Genomic DNA, 20,947 nt, shown 5'->3' with positions numbered 1-20,947 from the left:
AACGCTGTGGTGTCGGGTTGAGACCCGTGGCGAGCGGGTCTCAGTCGTCCAGTGCCTTCACCGACTTGGGTGACAGCCGCAGACTGCGCAAGCTGCGCTTGACGCTCTTGAGGTGGTTCACCAAGCTCGGGCCACGGGCCATTGCCACACCCATCGCTAGCACATCGATCACCACCAGATGGGCGATCCGCGAGGTCAGCGGCGTATAGATCTCGGTGTCTTCATGTACATCGATCGCCAGGTTGACCGTCGACAGCTCGGCCAACGGCGTCTGGCTCGGGCACAGGGTGATCAGGGTCGCGCCGCTTTCACGCACCAGGTTGGCGGTAATCAGCAGGTCCTTGGAGCGTCCGGACTGGGAAATGCAGATCGCCACATCGGTGGGCTTGAGCGTCACCGCCGACATCGCCTGCATGTGCGGGTCAGAATAGGCCGCGGCGGTCAGCAGCAAGCGGAAGAACTTGTGCTGGGCATCCGCCGCCACCGCACCGGAGGCACCAAAGCCATAGAACTCCACGCGCTGGGCTGCCGACATGGCCGTCACCGCCCGCTGCAACGCGGCCGGATCGAGCTTCTCGCGCACTTCCATCAAGGTGTGCAGGGTGGTGTCGAAGATCTTCAGGCTGTAGTCGGCAACCGAATCGTCTTCGTGGATCGCGAACTGCCCGAAGCTCGCACCGGCCGCCAGGCTCTGCGCCAGCTTGAGCTTGAGGTCCTGGAAACCCGAGCAACCGATGGCTCGGCAGAAGCGCACGATGGTCGGTTCGCTGATGCCCACGCAGTGGGCCAGATCGGCCATTGAACTGTGCATCACCGCCGCCGGGTCGAGCAGCACGTGATCGGCAACCTTGAGCTCCGATTTGCGAAGCAGGTTGCGGGACTGAGCGATGTGTTGCAACAGATTCAAAGGACTGGACTCGATTGTTATGGGCGAACGCCTGGGATGTAGCAGTCTTGTAGTTATACTACATGAGTGTGCCAATTGCCCGTGCAATCCGTAGCAGCAGGTCCACAGGCATCTGCTCTGCCTAGCTTACCGCCGGAAAGCCGCGCCGCCCTGAGAAACGCCGGATCGGACGGGCCATCACCCAGCATCGTTTCAATAACGACTCAGTAACCCAGCCAGCGCCTCTGCCGCCACTGGCCGACTGATCAGATACCCCTGCACCTCGTCACAGCCATGCAGCTTGAGAAACTCCAACTGCTGCGGGTTCTCCACGCCCTCGGCCACCACCTTCAGCCCCAGACTGTGAGCCATGGCGATGATTGCCCGGGTGATCGCCGCGTCTTCACTGCCCTCGCCAAGACCGCGAATAAAGCTCTGATCGATCTTCACGTAGTCCACCGGAAAACGCTTGAGATAACTCAGGGACGAATAGCCGGTGCCGAAGTCATCGATGGCCAGCTTGACTCCCAGGTCGCGCAACTGCTGGAAGGTTGCGATGATGTGCTCGACGCTGTCGAGCAACTGGCTTTCCGTCAGTTCGAGCTCCAGCAGATGCGGGGCCAGGCCAGTTTCCGCGAGCACCTGGCGCACCAGGCTGACCAGCTTGCCCTGGCGCAACTGGTGCACCGACAGGTTCACCGAAACCCGTGTCGGCGCCAGTCCCTGGCGCTGCCATTCACAGGCCTGCCAACATGCCTGGCGCAGCACGAACTCACCGATGGCGCCGATCAGCCCGGTCTCTTCGGCCAACCCGATAAAGTCCCCAGGCGGTACTTGGCCCATCGACGGGTGATCCCAACGGACCAGGGCTTCGGCGGCGTTCAGCCGGTCGGTCGCCAGGCAGAGCTTAGGCTGGTAGAACACCGTCAGTTGTTGTTCGTCGATAGCCTTACGCAATTGGTTTTCCAGTTGCAGCCGTTCCAGGGTACTGGCCTGAAGGCTGTCGGTGTAGAACTGAAAGTTGTTGCCGCCCAGGTGTTTGGCATGTTGCATGGCGATATTCGCCTGACTGACCAGCGCCGGGATTTCCCGTGCGCTGTCCGGCAACAAGCTGATGCCCATGGACGCGCTGACTACCAGCTCATGGCCCGCCACCGTCAGCGGCAGCCGCAGCTTACCGAGCAGACGCGTTGCCATCCGGGCCAGACTGGAGAGATTGCCGTAGGCATCGAATAGTACCGCGAACTCATCCCCGGACAACCGGGCAATGGTTTCCGCTTCCGGCAGCGCATTGATCAGGCGTCGGGCCATTTTCTGCAACAACTGGTCGGCGACTTCATGGCCAAGGCTGTCGTTGAGCAGCTTGAAGCGGTCCAGGTTGATATGTAACAACGCCAGGCTGCGACCGCCCTGACGGGCACGCTGGTTGGCTTCGTGCAGACGCTCCTTGAACAGCGAGCGCTTGGCCAGTCCGGTCAGTTCGTCGTAGTGGGTCAGGTAGCGCATGCGTTCTTCGGACTCTCGTCGTGCCGAAAGATCGGCGAAGAAGCCTACGATATGACTGACCTTTCCACCCGCATCGCGCACGACATTGAGCTGCAACCATTGAGGATAAAGCTCGCCGTTCTTGCGTGCCTCCACCAACTCGCCCTGCCAACTGCCGTGCTGCTCCAGGGACTGACGGATCATCGAATAGTGCCGCCTGGCATCGCGACTGCACGGCAGTTCGGCCACATTGCGCCCCAGCATGTCCTCGATCTGATAGCCGGTCACCCGGCTGAACGCCTGGTTGACCGCCAGCAGCGCGTAATTCGGATCGAAGATTACGATGCCTTCGCTGGCGGCCTCGAATACCGTCGCCGCCAGCTGCCGTTGCACCTCCAGCTCCTTGCGGGAATTGATGTCGCGCCGGGTACCGACCATTCTGAGTACGCGGCCGCTGGCACTACGCTCCACGGCTCGCCCACGGTCCTCGATCCACACCCAACGGCCGTCGCCATGGCGGACACGGTATTCGATCAGATAGTCATCGGTGCGGCCCTTCAAGTGCTCCACCAGGGCGCGCTTGAGCGCAGGCAGATCGTCGGGGTGCAAACGCGGCTTGAGGTGGCTGAGCATTGCCGTCACGTATTCGGGATCCAGGCCGAACAGTTCCTTGATCTGAGTGTGATGCACTTCGTCGGTCTGCAGGTTCCAGTCCCATAAGCCGAGTTCACTGGCTTGCAGGGCCAGCGCCAGGCGCGTCTCGCTTTTGCTCAGCGCCCAATTCGCCCGGTCCAGTTCCAGGCTGCGCTGGGCGACACGGGTTTCCAGGCCAACCTGGGCTTCGCGCAACTCCAGCTCGGCACGGCGACGCTGTTCGACTTCCCGGGCCAGCTCCTGGTTGAGCTGCTCGCCGCGGGCCTGGGCCTGTTGCAGGTTTTCGATCAGGGCCTGGTTCTGGAAGCGTCGCAGCAGGCCACGCTCGATCAGTCGGTTGATCTGCAAGGCCACCACGCTCAGGGAGACCAGCAGGATCAGACCGAGCCAGCCCCAACCTTGTTGTGCCTCGGTCCCACCCCAGAACAGATAGCCGATGGCCGGCAGCAGACAGGGTAAGGTAAAGCTCAGGAAAGCCGTGATGCTCACGGCATAGGCGACGCTGGCGGACAGGGTCGCCGCGCCGATCAGGCCAAAGACCCAGGCTTGTTCAAGCAAGCTGTCGGTGGGCACCAGGGCGATGCCGGCACAGGCCAGGGTCAGGCCGCTGACGGCGGAGCCCAGCAGGAACATGCGGCGCCAGATCGGCTGCGCCTGGCGGCTGGGAATCGCCGAATCGAACGCCGCCACCTGGATCACTCGCAGCGCCACCAGCGCCATCAGCCACACCAGCCAGATGCTGACCAGCAGGTACCGCTGCGGGCTCCAGAGCAACCAGGCGCAGACCACGCCATTGATCAGCATGAACAGAGTGGGCAGCAACGAGCCCTGGTACAACAGGCGAGTACGTTCGACCGCCAACTCAGTGGCGAACTGCTTGCGGATAACCCGCCCCACCTCCGCAGAGGGGCTCAGCGCGTCGAAGCTGTGAGTCATGGGCATTGTTCTTATAATGATTGAGCCATAAACATCGCAGGAGCATACACAAGCATCCACCCGGACCAAACCACTCCCGGTCATAAAATGTAATAGATTTACCTCGGCAACAGCCCTCGATATACAGTGAAGTCAGCACTGACACCGTTTGCAGGCGATAACCGACCGATCGTCATCGGCGCTGCTTTTCCTCTGCTGGGTCCCCGAATCGTTCAGACGAACGGGCACGACTCCCTTGGCAGCCCTCGACAGGCCGAGATCGACCATCCGGCATTAGGGTTTGCCCGTGCGCAGCCAGCACCCTAGAATGCGCCGATGCGCGATGATCTCTCCCTTCTGCTGAACTCCCTCAACGATGCCCAACGCCAGGCCGTAGCAGCCCCCGTTGGCCGTCAGTTGGTCCTGGCTGGCGCCGGCTCCGGTAAAACCCGGGTGCTGGTGCATCGTATCGCCTGGTTGATCCAGGTCGAAAACGCCTCGCCCTACTCGATCCTGTCGGTGACCTTCACCAACAAGGCCGCCGCCGAGATGCGCCATCGTATCGAGCAGTTGATGGGCATCAGCCCCGGCGGCATGTGGGTCGGGACCTTTCACGGCCTTGCTCACCGTCTGCTGCGGGCGCACTGGCAAGAGGCCGGGCTGAGCCAGACCTTCCAGATCCTCGACAGCGACGATCAGCAGCGGTTGGTCAAGCGGGTGATCCGCGAACTGGGCCTGGACGAACAGCGCTGGCCGGCGCGCCAGGCGCAATGGTTTATCAACGGCCAGAAAGACGAAGGGCTGCGTCCACAGAATATCCAAGCCAGCGGCGACCTGTTCCTGGCGACCATGCGCAGTATCTATGAGGCCTATGAAGCCGCTTGCGCCCGCGCCAACGTGATCGACTTCTCTGAACTGTTGCTGCGTGCCCTCGACCTGTGGCGCAACAACGACGGTTTGCTCAAACACTACCAAAAGCGCTTCCGGCACATCCTGGTTGACGAGTTCCAGGACACCAACGCTGTCCAGTACGCCTGGTTGCGCCTGCTGGCCAAGGGTGGCGACAGCCTGATGGTGGTTGGCGACGACGACCAGTCGATCTACGGCTGGCGCGGCGCGAAAATCGAGAACATCCACCAGTACTCCGAAGACTTCCCGGACGCCGAGACCATCCGCCTGGAGCAGAACTATCGCTCCACCGCCGGCATCCTCAAAGCGGCCAATGCCCTGATCGCCAACAACACCGGGCGCCTGGGCAAGGAGCTGTGGACCGACGGCGGCGAAGGCGAGGCAATCAACCTTTACGCCGCATTCAACGAACACGACGAAGCGCGCTATGTGGTGGAAACCATCGAAAGCGCGCTGAAGACCGGTCTGGCTCGCAGCGATATCGCCATCCTGTACCGTTCCAACGCCCAGTCGCGGGTGCTGGAAGAAGCGCTGCTGCGCGAGCGCATCCCTTACCGGATCTACGGTGGGCAGCGCTTCTTCGAACGCGCCGAGATCAAGAACGCCATGGCCTATCTGCGCCTGCTCGAAGGCCGGGGCAACGATGCGGCGCTGGAACGGGTGATCAACGTGCCGGCGCGCGGCATCGGCGAGAAGACCGTGGAATCCATTCGCGAACACGCCCGCCACAGCCATGTGTCGATGTGGGAAGCCATGGGCCAGTTGATCGCCCATAAAGGCCTGACCGGTCGCGCCGCCAGTGCGCTGGGGACTTTTATCGAGTTGATCGAGAACCTGGCCGCGAAGACCAAGGATACGCCATTGCACCTGATGACCCAGATCGTCATCGAGCAATCCGGCCTGATCGCCTACCACCAAGCGGAAAAAGGCGAGAAAGGCCAGGCCAGAGTAGAAAACCTCGAGGAACTGGTCAGCGCCGCACGCAACTTCGAGGTTGCCGAAGAAGAGCAAGAGCTGTCGCCGCTAGCCGCCTTCCTCGGTCACGCTTCACTGGAAGCCGGTGATACCCAGGCCGACGAGCACGAAGACAGCATCCAACTGATGACACTGCACAGCGCCAAGGGCCTGGAATTCCCCTACGTGTTCCTGGTGGGCATGGAAGAAGGCCTGTTTCCCCACAAGATGAGCCTGGAAGAGCCTGGCCGTCTCGAAGAAGAACGGCGCCTGGCCTATGTCGGCATTACCCGGGCCATGCAGAACCTGGTCATGACCTACGCCGAAACCCGTCGCCTATATGGCAGCGAGACCTATAATAAAGTGTCACGTTTCGTCCGCGAAGTGCCGAAGGGACTGATCCAGGAAGTGCGGCTGTCCAATAGCGTCAGCCGCCCGTTCGGTGGCGGCCAGCAACAAAGCAGCAGCCTGTTTGGCGGTAGCAATATCCCCGATACCGGTTTCAGCCTGGGTCAGGCGGTTCGTCACAGTGTTTTCGGCGATGGGGTGATCCTCAACTTCGAAGGGGCCGGCGCCCAGGCACGGGTGCAAGTCAACTTCAGCGAAGGCAGCAAGTGGCTGATGCTCGGTTACGCCAAACTGGAAGCCACCTGAGGTCGGTAGGACGATCCGTCAACGGAGATCGCAATCTCATGGGTTCAGGCTTTTTTTCCTCCTGGATATTCTGGGCCCTGTTATCGGCTATCTTCGCCGCTCTGACCGCGATTTTCGCGAAGATTGGCATTGATAGCGTCAATTCTGACTTCGCCACCCTGTTGCGCACGATAGTGGTGCTGGTCAGTCTGGCCTTGATTTTGTACGTAACGGGCCAATATCAGTCATTGAGATCGATATCCGCCAAGAGCTATCTGTTCCTGATACTGTCAGGCTTGGCCACCGGTGCCTCCTGGCTCTGCTACTTTCGCGCCTTGAAAGTCGGCCCGGCATCGCTGGTGGCGCCGGTGGACAAGCTCAGCGTGGTGCTGGTGGCGATCATCGGTGTGCTGCTGCTCGGCGAGAAACTCGACCCGCGGCAGTGGGCCGGCATCGGAATGATTACCGCCGGCGTGGTATTGCTGGCTCTTCGACGCTAACCCAGAAAACTTCATACAAAACTTGACGACATGCATGACAGACCAATGAGCATTGGTCCTGCTGCCTTTCATGAAACGTTCAGCTTTGGAATGAGAGGATCAGGCAAAAGCTGGAAACACTCTCCTGCTAGCCAGTAACATTTCACCTGTGCAGTATGGCGCGCGTGCACTCCACAAACGGGAATTCCCTTATGCAACGTTTTCTTAGCATCGCCCTGGCGCTCTGCATCGGCCTGACGATGAGCCTCGACGCCAACGCCAAGCGCTTTGGCGGCGGCAAAAGCATGGGCTCGGCTCCGAGCCACCAGACCAGCCAGATGGCTCCTGCCGGCGGCAGCGGCGCAGCGGCTGTAGGTGCGGCCGGTGCCGCGGGCGCGGCAGCCAAGGCCGGTGGCGCCTCGCGCTGGCTAGGCCCTCTGGCCGGCATCGCCGCCGGTGGCCTGCTCGCGTCCATGTTCATGGGCGGCGGCTTCCAGGGCATGCAGTTCTTCGACATCCTGATCATGGCGGTCATCGCCTTCGTGATCTTCCGCTTTATCGCCGCCCGGCGCCGCAAGCAGCAGGAGCACATGGCTCCCGCCGGAGCGCCCTACCAGCGTGAAGTGTTCGAACAGCCAGCTCCGGCACAGAACTCGATCTTCGGCGGTTCGGCAGCCCCGACAGCCCCTCGTCGTGTGATCAACGCCCCGGCCTGGTTCAACGAAGAGCGCTTCCTGGAAGCCGCCCGCAGCCACTTCCAGTCGCTGCAGCAGCACTGGGATGCCAATGAAATGGACAAGATCAGCGAGTTCGTGACCCCGCAGATGCTGCAATTCCTCAAGCAGGAACGCGCAGACCTGGGCGACGGCTTCCAGTCCACCTACATCGACAATCTGCACGTACAGCTAGACGGCCTGGATGATCGCGCCGACAAGACTATCGCCACGCTGACCTTCAGTGGCGTGTCGAAGACCTCGCGTTTCGACCAGGGCGAGGCCTTCAGCGAAAGCTGGAACATGGAACGCCCGCAAGGCGACAACCAGCCCTGGCTGGTCGCCGGTATCCGCCAGAACGGCTAATCCAGGGGCTTTGCCCACGGCAACACAAAAACCCCGGACTTGTCCGGGGTTTTGCATTTCACGATTGCACTTGTAACAAGCTACTGTATAAAACGCGTCATACACACCGCGCCATGAAGCGAGAGGATTGAGGCCGTGGAAGAAGTCATCGAACAATTGCGTAAAGACAACGAACTGGTTCCGGTGCCCCTGGAGTTGCCCGACGAGGATCAGTTGGTCGAAGTGGAAGAGGAGCTGTTCATCAACATCCCCTTCGTCTTCAAAGAGTTCCTGCTGACCGTCAGTGACGTGGTCTATGGCAGCCTGGAGCCGGTGACCGTCACCGACCCACAGTCCCACACTTACCTGCCCGATGTGGCGGCCAATGCCTGGGACAGTGGCGTACCTCGGGACCTGATCCCGATCTGCCAGGACGGTGACAACTACTACTGCGTCGAGGAGGACGGCACCGTGGTGCTGTGGTCCGGTGAAGAAGAGCTGATTACCGAGGAGTCCTGGGAGTCGGTCTGGCACTGGGCGCGGGACGTCTGGCTGGAAAGCTGATTCACCCAACCACGGGGCATCTGGAGGTCTCAGTGCCCCGCCGCATCCTTGTTGTTCTCCAGCGTCTCCAGCAGGGCGACCTGCATCCGCGTATGCACGCGGATGAACCAGCGCCACAGCACCGCCGCCACCGCTGCCGCAACCACGGCGATCAGCATCAGCAATTCTCTGGTCGGCAGGATGCTCGCTGACAGCGCCGAGAGCAGCAGGAAAATCAGCAGCAGCGAAAGGATCGGGATCACTTCGGCGATCACCCGCCGTACACGCTGGGTATGTCTGCCGGCCATCTCTGGCTTCACCCCCATTTCCGCCAGCAGCATCGACAGTGCCTTGAGTTTGCGATAGGCAGCGATCAGGAATGGCAGCGACAGCAGCAGTGCACCGCCCCAGATCAAAGCCTTGTGCCAGCTCGGCTCGCTGACCCAATCTTGCAGATAAGCAGCGATCGGCAGCGCAAAAAAGCCACCGGCAAAGAAAATTGCCACCACCAGCGCCAGGTTAACCCCGACCTGCAAGAGGATTCGCCGGATCATCGACGCCAGCAACGCACCCTCGCCCTGGGGTTGGATGCTGCGCAACCACTCGCCATAGAGGCTGAACACTCGCCCGATGCGTGGCGGCACCACTGCGGCCAGCTTCAACGACAGCGGGTCCGCCGCCCGGATCAGGTAGGGCGTGAGCAAGGTGGTGATTACCGATACCGCGACGGCCACCGGATAGAGGAAGTGGCTGGTCACCTGCAAGGTCATCCCCAGCGCCGCAATGATGAAAGAGAATTCGCCAATCTGCGAAAGCCCCATGCCGACCCGCAACGAAGTGCGGCCATCATTGCCGGCGATAAAAGCCCCCAGGCCGCAGGAAAGCATCTTGCCCAACACCACCGCCACGGTGATCACGACAATCGGCCAGGCGTAATCGAGCAGCACCGCCGGATCGAGCATCAGGCCGATGGCGACGAAAAAAATGGCGCTGAACAGGTCGCGAACTGGCTCGATCAGGCGCTCGATCTTCAGCAACTGCCGCGACTCAGCCATGATCGCGCCGATCAGAAACGCACCCAGCACCATGCTGTATTCGAGCCTCACTACCAGCAGGCAGAAGCCGAAGCACAGCCCCAGCACAGTGATCAGCAGCATCTCGTTGCTGTCGAAACGAGCGACGTAAGCCAGCAGGCGCGGTACTAGCAGGATGCCGATCACCAGGGCCACGATCATGAACAACGACAACTTGCCGACGGTGGAGAAGACTTCGCCGGAGCTCACCGTGCCGCTGACCGCAATGCTCGACAGCAGGGCGATGATGCCAATACCGAGAATGTCCTCGACGATCAGTACGCCAAAGATCAGTTGCGCAAAGCGCTGTTTTTTCATCTTCAGGTCATTGAGCGCCTTGACGATGATGGTAGTCGAGGAAATGGCCAGGATCGCCCCGAGGAACAGCGAATCCATGGTGTTCCAGTCAAACCAGCGGCCAATCTCGTAGCCGATCCAGATCATCAGCACGATTTCCATGAACGCCGCGATAAATGCCGTCGCCCCGACCTTGAACAGCTTACCCAGGCTAAACTCCAGCCCCAGGCAGAACATCAGAAAGATCACCCCGAGCTCGGCCAGGATCCTGATGGTCTTTTCGTCGTGAATCAGGCCGAAAGGCGGCGTGTGCGGGCCGATGATAAAACCGGCGACGATATAGCCGAGGACCACCGGCTGCTTGAAGCGGTGGAACACGATGGTGACGACACCCGCCACCAGCATGATCACAGCCAGGTCCTGAATAAAACTGACGGCATGCATGGCGTGACGCTCCTGGTGTTTTTACAGAGAACCGGACAACCCACGACCGCTCGGCGAGCAGTCAATCCTCACCGTTCCCAGTGCAAAAAATTTTCCATGGCAGGCTTTTTGAAGATTAACACCGGGACTTTCAACAAAAAGCCGGTGCAATATGTAGAAACAGATCGCAGGGTGCGTGACCATGGCCCAATCGGTGGCGTCCCGTTATCGAGCATCTGAAAAAATGAAGAAAGCGCCTGCCGAGGTGCCTGACCCCGTCCTTGCCTACCCTATCAGTGAGCGTGCTATGGAACCCGGAAATGCCCAGCTATCGATGACCGTTTTGATGACCCCGGATATGGCCAACTTCTCTGGCAATGTCCATGGCGGCACGCTGCTCAAGTACCTTGATGAAGTGGCCTACGCCTGCGCCAGCCGCTATGCCGGCCGCTATGTGGTGACCCTGTCGGTGGACCAGGTGATTTTTCGCGAGCCGATCCATGTCGGCGAGCTGGTGACCTTTCTCGCCTCGGTCAATTACACTGGCAACACCTCCATGGAGGTCGGGATCAAGGTGGTGACGGAGAATATCCGCGAGCGTTCGGTGCGCCACACCAACAGCTGCTTCTTCACTATGGTTGCGGTGGACGACCAGCGCAAGCCAGCGGCGGTCCCACCGCTGCAACCGCAGAGCAGCGAAGACAAGCGGCGCTTCATGCAGGCGCAGCAGCGCCGACAGATTCGCCAGGAGCTGGAAAAGCGCTACCGGGAAATCAAGGCCGACGCGCCCTGACACTTACAGGCTGACCGGCAAGGCCTCGAAACGGCCAGACATTCCCCCCAACCCGCTGCATGGGGAAAACCGCCGCTGTTGCCGACATGACCGAAAATCACATGGGATTGAATGGCGAGCAGATAAGGAGTGCGTTTCATTCCGGACTCCCGAAAGGCCGATGGATTCAAGCCACGCAGTATGCGACGAAACAGAACCTGTACGACAGGCCGGCGAGCCAGTTAAGCTGCTCTTAACTTGTTGGAGTGGCATTCATGCTGACCCTGGGAAATATGTTCGTGCTGATGTTGCTGGCGACCGGTGCGGCCTGGCTCTGGCACAACCACGGCTTGCGCGAGCGGGCCCTGGAGCGGGTCAAGCAACACTGCGTCAGGCTTGATCTGGAGTTGCTCGACGGTGCGGTGGCCCTCAAGCGTATCGGCTGGGTCCGTGACGCCAATGGCCGACGACGCCTGGCCAGGATCTACAACTTCGAATTCACGGTCACCGGGGATCAGCGCCACGTGGGCACCATTACCCAGTTCGGCGCCCATAGCGCACAGATCGAACTGCCGCCCTATCCGTTCGAGGCCAAGCCCGATCTGCCCAGCGCCGAAGTGGTCCAACTGAGCCAATGGCGCCAGGATCACCCCAAGGACCATAGCCAGTCGCTCCACTGATTTCAGCCCACGCGACACGCCAGCATATCGGCCTTCAGCCGCGCGATATCCTGGGGTTGGTCGAAGATCAGTTCCAGTCGCGAATCCCGCCGCCACTCACTGGGTTGCCAGTGCAAAGAGGCATTGTCCACAGCGTTGCAGGAAACCCAGCCTGCCGAGCTGTGAATCACCCACTTGGCCCTGATCCAGCCCAGACCTGACAACCACTGGCCGATACGTTCGGGGTCCAATCGCTGGCTCGGATGCCAGCGCCAACCGATGCTCCAGTTGCCCTCCTGGACATGATCCAGGCAGATCGGCTGGCTCGGATCGGCCCAGATCGCCGGCAGAACTACGCTCGCCGGGACCGCGGGCAACATCCCCGGCTCGTGCGGTTCATCCGTCGATGGCGCGGCCAGCGCCAACAATTCGTGCAGTTTCAACGCCCCGTGCTCGGTCCAGCGCAGCGGACATTCCGGCAAGCGCGCCAAGACCTGCCTGCGTTCTGCCTCGTCCAGCCCCTGCGACTTGTTCAACAGCAGCAGGCCAGCCAGCGCCAACGCCTCCTGCTGCGATTCGGGCAGAGGTTTTCCAGCCGCCAGCGCCCGGGCATCGAGCACCAACACGCATGGCTGCAAGCTCAATACCCCGAGCCATGGCGCCGCCCCTAACTGCCTGAGAATCTGTGTCGGGTGTCCAAGGCCAGACGGCTCGATAAACAACCGGTCAGGTCTGGCCTGGCGCAACAGCCGACTGAGACCGACCTGGAATGGCGCGCCATTGACACAACACACGCAGCCGCCAGCCACCTCGCCCAATGCGATACCCTCTTCAACCTGAGTCAGCAGCGCGGCATCGAGACCGATCTGGCCGAACTCGTTGATCAGTACCGCCCACCGCTCGCCCCGTGGCTTGTGCGCCAACAGGTGACGAATCAGGCTGGTCTTGCCGGCACCGAGAGGACCGGCGATGACATGCGTGGGAATGTTCTGCAACATAAGTGGGCCGATATGCTTGAAGGGGTGAATGAATGATACGGTCGACTGGCCTGGGACTGCTGATAGCGCTGGGTTCGAGCCAGGTCCTGGCGCAAGCCTGCGTGGTCCACAGCCATAGCGAACGGCTCGACGTCAAAGTCTGCCAGGAAAATCTCAATATCCCGACCAAGCTGTTTAGCGACGGCTTCTGCCAGCCGAGCCTGGCGGGACAGAAGGTCGAGGTCGAATACGTCGAGCAGTGTCCGGGCGGCTCGTTTGGCGTCTGTCAGAACGCACTGGTCGCTAATATGCCCTACCGCCAGAATATTCACTATTACGGTGTGGCGACAGATGCGGCTTACCTCAAGCCATTCTGTGAAGGCCGGAGCGACGGACACTGGCAAATACCATAGCGATTACGGCTCAGGCCAGCCAATCCGGGGTTAGGACCAATCGGCTGGCGAACCGGCGATTGCACCTGCATCACGCCGCCGCCTCTTCGTCGTGCCATGGATCGAACGGATCGCGCAACAGTCGCCAGCCCTCGACACCAAGAGCCATTTCCTCATCGGTCAACAGACAGTTGTCCAGGCATGCGGTCACCTGCGCAAAGTCGATGTTCTGACCGATAAACACCAACTCTTGCCGGCAATCGCCCGCGTCGGCCGTCCAGTTTTGCGTGATCGCCGCCGTGCTTTGCTCATCCTGCGGCCAATGTTGTTGCGGCACGAAACGCCACCAGCACCCGGCAAAACCGTGCCGCATCAGGCCACCGGCCTGGGACCAACTGCCCGCCTCCTGGTATCTGCTCGCCAACCAGAAGAAACCCTTGGACCGCAGCAACTTGCCGTTCACCCAGGGCTGGTTGATAAAGTCAAAGAAACGCTCGGGATGGAACGGTCGCCGCGCCCGGTAAACGGTGGAGGCGATCCCGTATTCCTCGGTTTCCGCCACGTGCCCGCCGCGTAGCTCCCGCAACCAGCCAGGAGCTAGGGCCGCCCGTTCGAAGTCGAAACGACCGGTGTCGAGAATTTTCGCCAACGGCACCTCGCCCATCACCATCGGGATGATTTCGGCCTGCGCATTCAGGCGTCCGAGGATCGCGATCAGTTCCTCGCGCGCCTGGCTGCTGATCAGGTCGATCTTGCTGACCAGAATTACGTCGGCAAACTCGACCTGCTCGATCAACAGGTCGGTGATCGAGCGCTCGTCTTCCTCGCCGAGGGTTTCACCATGGGAGGCCAGGCTTTGCGCGGCCTGGTAGTCGAGCAGGAAATTCATCCCGTCGACCACCGTGACCATGGTGTCGAGTCGGGCGATGTCGGCCAGGCTCTGGCCTTGCTCATCGCGAAAGGTAAAGGTCTCGGCCACCGGGAGCGGCTCGGAGATACCGGTGGATTCGATCAGCAGGTAATCGAAGCGACCGTCGCGGGCGAGTTTGCCGACCTCTTCCAGCAAGTCCTCGCGCAACGTGCAGCAGATGCAGCCGTTGCTCATCTCGACGAGCTTTTCCTCGGCGCGGTTAAGGGTAACGTTGCGCTGGACCTCGCCGCCATCGATATTGATCTCGCTCATGTCGTTGACGATCACCGCCACCCGCAGGTGCTCGCGGTTGCGCAAGACATAGTTGAGCAGGGTACTTTTACCGGCGCCGAGAAAGCCGGACAGCACGGTAACGGGAAGACGTTGGGTCATGGTTGATTCCTCATCAGATTGGCCGGGTCAAAGCGCCCGTTTAAGGCCTTCGCGCAGGACATCGAACTCGCCGCCGATACGCTCCTGCAGCTTGCGGCGCTGGCTCGGCAACAGAACTCACGGAAGAACCCCTGCTGCGCATCGCTCATGTAGTTCGCCTCGGGCCGGGTGGGTGGTGCTTGTTCAGTCATGGGAATTAGGCATTGGTGATTTAGTGTATGTTATATTATAACAATTCAATTTAGCCAATCGCCACTTGCTCGTCACGACGAAGGGCGCAATGCTGATGTCGACTTCACCCACGAGAATGCCGATGCACCCTGCCCTGAAACACGTGCTGCTGAGTCTGCTGCTGTTTACCGCCAGCGCCCCGGCGCAGATCCTCGGCCCGCCGACCCACTGCACTCGCAGCGCCACCCTGCTTGCCTGCACGGACGCGGTCGGCAACGCCTATGGCGTCGCCACTGCGGGCAAGACGATTTATCTGCAGGGTTTCGAAGTGATCGGCAAACGCTACTGGGCGCAGACCAGCAGCCGCTACGGACAACTGACCTTCTTTACCGGCATCGCCTCGGATGGCGAGACCTGGGTGGGTTACAGCCGCCGGGTTGGCTGGACTACCCAGAATCGTTTTTCAAGTTCAGGTGGATTGAGCAGAAAATTCATCTGCGACCGCCTGGTTGGCTGCTAGTAGCCGGTGAGGTTTTGTAACGAGCGGCTCCGCAGCCAGGCTCAGGAGTGTGCGAGCCGCACCGACCAACAGAAAATTGAACACCTGACGTCTATACACGCATAAACCGCTAACCAACATAAGCGCAGGTCCGTACTCGATATCGTTGCGTGAAAGCTCTAGAAAAAAAGCATCGTCGACTCAATGGAAACGATATAACATATCTTTTTATTTTCAACGATGGACCTGCTCATGAATGCGTTGACGCTGCCGGATATCGCCGCGCAGTCATCCCGGCAAGCCTTTCCCTTAGAGTGGGTGGGTATGTGCGGCGTGGCTCTACCGCTTGAAATTGACGGCCAGCGCCTCACTGCGAAAGCCGACGCGGGTGTCAGTTTTGACGACGGCAAAGCACGTGGCATCCACATGTCACGCCTGTACCTGGCCTTGGAGCGCCTGGAACAGCAGGAACTGGCGCCCGCACTGATCCGCGAGGTGCTACAGCAATTCCTCGACAGCCACGCCGGCTTATCCCGCAACGCCTACTTGCGTATTCATAGCAATCTGCTGCTCAAACGCCCGGCGTTGGTCAGTCCGCTGACCGGCTGGAAAACCTATCCAGTCAGTGTGCTCGCCGAACTGAAAAACGGAATGTTCCACGTGGAACTAAAGATTGACGTCGCCTATTCCTCGACCTGCCCTTGTTCGGCAGCCCTCGCCCGGCAACTGATCCAGCAGCAATTTGCCAACGACTTCGCCAACAGGCCCCTAGCACAGCGATATCTTGAACTGGCTCAGTGGCACCCAAGGTATCGTTGCTACGCCTCATAGCCAGCGCAGCATCGCACACCTGCAAATTCGCCTTGATGAAAACATCCGACGGTTGCCCTTCGAAGCGCTGATCAACGATGTCGAGGCCGCCCTCGGCACCGCGGTGCAGACCGCCGTAAAACGCGCCGACGAACAAGCCTTTGCCCTCGCGAATGGCCAGAACCTGATGTTCTGCGAAGACGCGGCGCGCCGCCTCAACCGGGTGCTCAAGTACTCGGAAGCGGTGCAAGGCTTCCACCTGCGGGTGGTCCATGCCGAAAGCCTGCACGCTCACGATGCCGTGGCCGAAAGTCGCTGGAACTGGAGGTCGGCATGATCCGGTGCCAACACCTGCTCTGGGGCGCGCCGGGCCACCCCCTCACTCCCGCCGTGGATTTCGAACTGGCCGCCGGTAGTCTGACGGCTGTGATCGGCGCCAACGGCACTGGTAAAAGCAGCTTGTTGAAAGTCATCGCCGGTTTGCAAAAACCATTGGCCGGCAAAGTGATCCTGGATGTTCCACGGCGCGGCAACCTGTCATTTCTGCCACAACAACTGCACCTCGATCGACAGTTTCCCATCAACCTCCAGGAACTGGTGGCCGCGGGCTTGTGGGGCATCCAGCAAACCCCGCAACAACGCAGAGAACGCCTGCAAGGAGTCATCGACGACTGGCACCTGGGTGGATTGGAACAACGCTCGTTAATGGCCTTGTCCGGCGGTCAGTTGCAGCGCGCCCTACTCGCCCGCCTGAGCCTGGCCGAAGCGCCGATCCTCCTGCTCGACGAGCCCCATGCCGCCCTCGACGAGGAAGGTCAGGCGTTGTTGTGGAGGCATATTCACGCCTGGCATGCCCAGGGCCGCACGCTGATGCTGGCCTGCCATGACTTGGCCGCTGTGCGCCAACATATTCCCAGCGCCTTGCGAATCAAGAGCAGCGGTTGCGTGCTGGCGCCCAGCACTGAACTGATCGTGCAACAATCGATCACGCAGGTGGCCTGATGCTGATGGTCGTCCACCATTTCTGGCAGCCGTTCCAGGATTTCGTCTTTATGCGCCGGGCCCTGCTCGGCGGCCTGGTGCTGGCCTGCAGCACCGCGCCACTGGGGGTGTTCCTGATCCTGCGGCGTATGAGCCTGATCGGTGACGCGGTGGCCCACGGCATCCTGCCGGGCGCTGCACTGGGTTTCTGGATCGCCGGTCTGAGCCTACCGGCCCTGGCTCTCGGTGGGCTCGGTGCGGGCCTGGGCATGGCCGGCCTGTCAGCCTGGATCACCCGCCGCACCGGTCTGCGGGAAGACGCCAGCCTCGCGGCGATCTATCCGATCTCCCTGGCCAGCGGCGTGCTGATCCTGGGCATCGCCGGTAAGCGCCTGGACCTGCTGCACCTACTGTTCGGCTCGGCGCTGGCGGTGGACGGCCCAACCCTGACCGGTATGCTCTGGGTCTGCGGCAGCAGCGTGCTGCTGTTCGCGGCGATCTATCGTCCGCTGCTGCTGGACACCCTCGACCCGTTGTTCCTGCAGACCGTCAGCCGTCTCGGCCCACTGGCCCACGGCTTGTTCCTGACGCTGGTGGTGCTCAACCTGGTGATCGGCTTCCAGGCCATCGGCGCTCTGATGGTGGTCAGCCTGATGATGCTGCCGGCCATCGCCTCGCGCTTCTGGAGTCGGCGCCTGCCGGTGCTGATGGCGCTCGCCGCGCTAATCGGCTGCGTCTCGGTAGCCTTCGGATTATTGCTGTCGTTCTACTATTCGCTGCCCAGCGGTCCGGCCATCGTGCTGGTGGCAGGCGGTTTCTATCTGCTGTCCGTGGTTTTCGGTCCGGTGCACGGTCTGCTGCGCCGACCGCCCCTGCCGTCCCAATGAGGTGTCATCCGATGCGCGCACTCTTCGTGCTGTTCAGCTCCATATTGGTTTTGTCATTGAATCCGTCCAGCAGCCAGGCGGCGGACAAACTTGCAGTGGTCGCCAGCTTCAGCATCCTGCGAGACATCACCCAGCAGATCGGCGGTGACCGTATCGAGGTTACCGGCATGGTCGGCCCGGACACCGATGCCCACACCTATGAGCCGACTCCGGATGACGCCAAGGCGTTGCTTAAGGCCAAGTTGATCGTCAAGAACGGCCTGGGTTTCGAACCCTGGCTCGATCGCCTGGTGACCAGCACCGAGACCAAGGCCACCGTGGTCACCGCCAGCAAGGGAGTGATTTCCCACACGCTGCAAGAAGACGGCAAGACCCTTGCCGATCCACACGCCTGGCACAACCTGGCGAATGCCGAGCTGTATGTGAATAACATCACCAAGGCACTGATCCAGGTCGACCCGACCAACAAGGACGACTATACCCGCAACAGCCAGGCCTACCTGAAAGAGATCCATCGCCTGCTGGCCGAAGCCAAGATCAAACTCGGCAACCTGCCAGCCGGCAATCGTCGTATCGTCACCTCCCATGATGCCTTCGGTTATCTGGGCCAGGCCTACGGTATCCAGTTTCTCGCCCCCCAGGGCCTGTCCACCGAACGAGAGCCGTCCGCCGCCGAAGTCGCCAACCTGATCCGGCAGATTCGCCAGGACAGGGTCAAGGCCGTGTTTATAGAGAACATCAAAGACGCCCGCCTGCTCAAACAGATCGCTGACGAGAGCGCCGCGCGAATCGGCGGCACCTTGTATTCCGACGCCCTTGCGGCCGAGGGTCCGGCGAGCACCTTCATCGGGCTGTTCGAATACAACATGAACACCCTGCACGCGGCGCTGAGCCAATGACTACTCGGTGAGCGCGGGCTGCCTATCTCGATGATTTCGCTTCTGCACCCCAGCACGGATGCAGGTCGAGTGCGAAACGGATGCTCCTTGGCGTTCGATTTCTATCGTGAGTTCGCCAGGGAACGGGGCCATTCAGGAGCGCGGCTTGACCACTCCACAATCCTGCCCTAGCCAGACAGCCTTGGTGTCCATGTTGCCGTTCTGCTGAATACCCGTGACATTGAAGGTGCCGCGCACCTGAGTAGTGAACTCGCGATCACTGACAAAGTGCGCCGTGCCCACTCCCTGAGCCTTCGGACAACTGAACCTGAACTTCCAGTTCGGGCCATTGCGCTCAGTAATCTGCTGGCTGCAACCGGACTGCGGATCGGTCAACGGAATCGACTCGGAAGCCACCTGCTGTCGCGTCAGGCACATCCGTACACCTTGCCCACCGAGATTGATCCCCTGTTTTTCCAGGGCCGCTTGCTGCTCAGGGGTGGTGTTTTGCTTGAGCATGCCCAACAGCATGCCGACATCCAGCGATTGGTTTTCGACCTGCACGTTGCTTGAAGTCAACTCCCACAAACCGGGTTGTAGCACTTGCGCCTGGGCCACGGGAATCACGAAAGCACCGGCGATGGTCAGACCCAGCAGACGAAGGTTCATCGTATTGCTCCTAAAGAATTGTCCTGCTTAGACGCTGGAATGATGCTTGGGTTGCGTGGTGAATTAAATAGCGACAACCGTGACGGAACGTGGTCTGTTAGTTATCGAGAAATCAGGATCAGGACCTTATGGATTATTTTGGCCCCCATGTTTTCGGCTATCTGATTGCGCTGATTCATTCACTCGGCACCGTCGCGGCGATCCATGCCGTGCTGACGGTGCGCACCGCACAGGGCTCGATTGCCTGGGCGCTGTCGCTGATTTTTATTCCCTATCTGACGTTGATCCCCTACCTGGTCTTTGGCCGCAGCACCTTCGACGCCTATATCAAAGCCAGGCGCCAAGCCAACGTGGAAATGCGCAAGGCCATCGCCGACCTGAACTGGCGCCCATGGGTCGAGGAAGCCATGGCGGCGAGTAACTCCCAGGCCTATGCCGCGCTGCGGGCAATGCCCAAGCTCGGCCGCATGCCGTGCCTGGCGAATAACCAGGTACGCTTGCTGATCAATGGCGAAGCCACCTTCGAGGCAATTTTCCAAGCCATCGACCAGGCTCGTCATGTCGTCCTGGCGCAGTTCTTCATCGTCCACGACGACCAGCTCGGGCGCCGCCTGCAAAGCCTGCTATTGAAAAAAGCCGCCGAAGGGGTCGAGGTCTATCTGCTGTATGACGGTATCGGCAGCCATGCCCTGCCCCACGGCTACGCCGATACCCTGCGCGGGGGCGGTGTGCGGGTGAAAGCCTTCGCCACTCGTAGCGGCTGGCTCAACCGCTTCCAGGTGAATTTTCGCAATCACCGCAAGGTCGTGGTGGTCGACGGTTTGACCGGATTTGTCGGCGGACATAACGTCGGTGACGAATACCTCGGCTCAAGGCCCGCACTGTCGCCCTGGCGTGACACCCATGTGCAGGTCAGCGGCCCGGTGGTGGCCTGCCTGCAGGAGTCGTTCGCCGAGGACTGGTTCTGGGCCTCGCGACAGTTGCCGCCGTTGATCCTGCCAGACGACTATCCCGATGACGGCGTGCTCTGCCAACTGCTTGCCAGTGGCCCCGCCGATCCCTTCGAGACCTGTTCACTATTCTTTGCCGAGGCAATCCACGCCGCTCGCGAGCGAGTCTGGATCACCAGCCCCTACTTCATTCCCGACGAAGCGGTGTTCGCTGCCCTGCGCCTGGCCGTGCTGCGAGGAGTGGACGTGCGCCTGCTGCTGCCCTCACGGCCAGATCACCGGATCGTCTACGCCGCCTCCAGCCTCTATGCCTTCGAGGCGGTGCGGGCCGGGGTTCGGGTGTTCCGTTATGGCCCAGGCTTCCTGCATCAGAAGGTGGTGTTGGTAGACAACGAAATCAGCGCCATCGGCAGCGCGAATCTGGATAACCGCTCGTTCCGGCTGAATTTCGAAGTGATGCTGCTAACGGTCGACAAAGCCTTCGCCGACGAGGTTCAGAACATGCTCTTGAAGGACTTTGACCTGGCCAAGGAGATCAGCCGCGACGAAAGTCGGGAAACCCACCGTCTGCAACAACTCGGCATGCGGGTCGCCCGACTGATCTCGCCGATTCTCTAGGGTTTGTACGAAATATTTTCGAGGGAAGGCCAGGCAAGGCGAAAGCAGGCGAGCAAGCGCAGTTGACGAGTG

General features: G+C 60.7%; 18 protein-coding genes and 2 pseudogenes. 13 read left to right on the top strand and 7 right to left on the bottom strand.

Annotated elements, in window-relative coordinates:
* Positions 1-40: 40 nt before the first annotated feature.
* Together hexR and AWM79_RS13895 are read right to left on the bottom strand one after the other, a co-directional pair.
* Positions 41-907 carry a transcriptional regulator HexR gene (hexR, locus tag AWM79_RS13900; RefSeq protein WP_017132313.1) on the bottom strand — a complete coding sequence of 289 codons (867 nt, stop codon included), beginning with the start codon at positions 905-907 and terminating at the stop codon, positions 41-43.
* A gap of 192 nt (positions 908-1,099) precedes the next feature.
* A complete protein-coding gene (locus AWM79_RS13895) occupies positions 1,100-3,961 on the bottom strand; it encodes a putative bifunctional diguanylate cyclase/phosphodiesterase (RefSeq protein ID WP_017132312.1) in 2,862 nt (953 codons plus the stop codon).
* A 315-nt stretch (positions 3,962-4,276) separates the two neighbouring features.
* Here AWM79_RS13895 and uvrD point away from each other — a divergent pair, with 315 nt between their 5' ends.
* The 4 genes from uvrD (at position 4,277) to AWM79_RS13875 (ending at position 8,537) form a co-directional block, all read left to right on the top strand.
* Positions 4,277-6,457, top strand: coding sequence for a DNA helicase II (uvrD, locus tag AWM79_RS13890; protein ID WP_017132311.1), 2,181 nt, complete (start codon positions 4,277-4,279; stop codon positions 6,455-6,457).
* A 38-nt stretch (positions 6,458-6,495) separates the two neighbouring features.
* Positions 6,496-6,936, top strand: coding sequence for an EamA family transporter (locus tag AWM79_RS13885; protein ID WP_017132310.1), 441 nt, complete (start codon positions 6,496-6,498; stop codon positions 6,934-6,936).
* 191 nt (positions 6,937-7,127) lie between these two features.
* Positions 7,128-7,994, top strand: coding sequence for a Tim44 domain-containing protein (locus tag AWM79_RS13880; RefSeq protein ID WP_060783086.1), 867 nt, complete (start codon positions 7,128-7,130; stop codon positions 7,992-7,994).
* Positions 7,995-8,129: 135 nt separating this feature from the next.
* Positions 8,130-8,537 carry an SMI1/KNR4 family protein gene (locus AWM79_RS13875; protein ID WP_017132309.1) on the top strand — a complete coding sequence of 136 codons (408 nt, stop codon included), beginning with the start codon at positions 8,130-8,132 and terminating at the stop codon, positions 8,535-8,537.
* A gap of 29 nt (positions 8,538-8,566) precedes the next feature.
* On the opposite strand, the gene AWM79_RS13870 is transcribed toward AWM79_RS13875, so the two are convergent.
* The gene (locus AWM79_RS13870) at positions 8,567-10,330 is read right to left on the bottom strand and encodes a cation:proton antiporter (protein ID WP_017132308.1); all 1,764 of its coding nucleotides are present in this window, start codon (positions 10,328-10,330) and stop codon (positions 8,567-8,569) included.
* A 286-nt stretch (positions 10,331-10,616) separates the two neighbouring features.
* Here AWM79_RS13870 and AWM79_RS13865 point away from each other — a divergent pair, with 286 nt between their 5' ends.
* On the top strand, positions 10,617-11,102 hold the full coding sequence (locus tag AWM79_RS13865) for an acyl-CoA thioesterase (protein WP_017132307.1): 486 nt from the start codon (positions 10,617-10,619) through the stop codon (positions 11,100-11,102).
* Positions 11,103-11,133: 31 nt separating this feature from the next.
* Here the strand turns inward: AWM79_RS13865 and AWM79_RS25010 are convergent.
* Positions 11,134-11,242, bottom strand: a pseudogene (locus AWM79_RS25010) (pyridoxal kinase); the annotation flags it as partial.
* Positions 11,243-11,356: 114 nt separating this feature from the next.
* Here AWM79_RS25010 and AWM79_RS13860 point away from each other — a divergent pair.
* Positions 11,357-11,761, top strand: a complete 405-nt coding sequence (locus AWM79_RS13860; protein ID WP_017132306.1) for a DUF3301 domain-containing protein — start codon at positions 11,357-11,359, stop codon at positions 11,759-11,761.
* 2 nt (positions 11,762-11,763) lie between these two features.
* Here the strand turns inward: AWM79_RS13860 and AWM79_RS13855 are convergent, their stop codons facing one another.
* Positions 11,764-12,738, bottom strand: coding sequence for a CobW family GTP-binding protein (locus AWM79_RS13855; protein ID WP_060783085.1), 975 nt, complete (start codon positions 12,736-12,738; stop codon positions 11,764-11,766).
* 32 nt (positions 12,739-12,770) lie between these two features.
* On the opposite strand from AWM79_RS13855, the gene AWM79_RS13850 reads away from it, so the two are divergent.
* Positions 12,771-13,130 (top strand): hypothetical protein, encoded by a 360-nt coding sequence (locus AWM79_RS13850; RefSeq protein ID WP_017132304.1) that lies wholly within the window; start codon positions 12,771-12,773, stop codon positions 13,128-13,130.
* Positions 13,131-13,200: 70 nt separating this feature from the next.
* Here AWM79_RS13850 and zigA read toward each other — a convergent pair whose 3' ends face one another.
* On the bottom strand, positions 13,201-14,412 hold the full coding sequence (gene zigA / locus AWM79_RS13845) for a zinc metallochaperone GTPase ZigA (RefSeq protein WP_017132303.1): 1,212 nt from the start codon (positions 14,410-14,412) through the stop codon (positions 13,201-13,203).
* 313 nt (positions 14,413-14,725) lie between these two features.
* On the opposite strand from zigA, the gene AWM79_RS13840 reads away from it, so the two are divergent.
* The 5 genes and pseudogenes from AWM79_RS13840 (at position 14,726) to AWM79_RS13820 (ending at position 18,659) form a co-directional block, all read left to right on the top strand.
* Positions 14,726-15,103 (top strand): hypothetical protein, encoded by a 378-nt coding sequence (locus AWM79_RS13840; RefSeq protein ID WP_017132302.1) that lies wholly within the window; start codon positions 14,726-14,728, stop codon positions 15,101-15,103.
* A gap of 231 nt (positions 15,104-15,334) precedes the next feature.
* Positions 15,335-16,229, top strand: a pseudogene (gene folE2, locus AWM79_RS13835) (GTP cyclohydrolase FolE2).
* Positions 16,226-16,894 carry a metal ABC transporter ATP-binding protein gene (locus tag AWM79_RS13830; RefSeq protein ID WP_017132300.1) on the top strand — a complete coding sequence of 223 codons (669 nt, stop codon included), beginning with the start codon at positions 16,226-16,228 and terminating at the stop codon, positions 16,892-16,894. The pseudogene folE2 and the gene AWM79_RS13830 overlap by 4 nt, the downstream one beginning before the upstream one ends.
* A complete protein-coding gene (locus AWM79_RS13825; RefSeq protein ID WP_017132299.1) occupies positions 16,894-17,760 on the top strand; it encodes a metal ABC transporter permease in 867 nt (288 codons plus the stop codon). Before AWM79_RS13830 ends, AWM79_RS13825 begins: the two co-directional genes overlap by 1 nt.
* A gap of 11 nt (positions 17,761-17,771) precedes the next feature.
* On the top strand, positions 17,772-18,659 hold the full coding sequence (locus tag AWM79_RS13820) for a metal ABC transporter substrate-binding protein (protein WP_017132298.1): 888 nt from the start codon (positions 17,772-17,774) through the stop codon (positions 18,657-18,659).
* A gap of 132 nt (positions 18,660-18,791) precedes the next feature.
* On the opposite strand, the gene AWM79_RS13815 is transcribed toward AWM79_RS13820, so the two are convergent.
* A complete protein-coding gene (locus AWM79_RS13815) occupies positions 18,792-19,307 on the bottom strand; it encodes a DUF3617 domain-containing protein (protein WP_017132297.1) in 516 nt (171 codons plus the stop codon).
* 128 nt (positions 19,308-19,435) lie between these two features.
* On the opposite strand from AWM79_RS13815, the gene cls reads away from it, so the two are divergent.
* Entirely contained in the window at positions 19,436-20,875 is a 1,440-nt protein-coding gene (cls, locus tag AWM79_RS13810; RefSeq protein WP_017132296.1) for a cardiolipin synthase, read from the top strand.
* Positions 20,876-20,947 lie beyond the last annotated feature (72 nt).

The organism is Pseudomonas agarici, from assembly GCF_001543125.1.
GTDB lineage: Bacteria > Pseudomonadota > Gammaproteobacteria > Pseudomonadales > Pseudomonadaceae > Aquipseudomonas > Aquipseudomonas agarici.
Note: the sequence above shows the minus strand (reverse complement) of the source record. Positions and strands in the feature narration are given on the sequence as shown.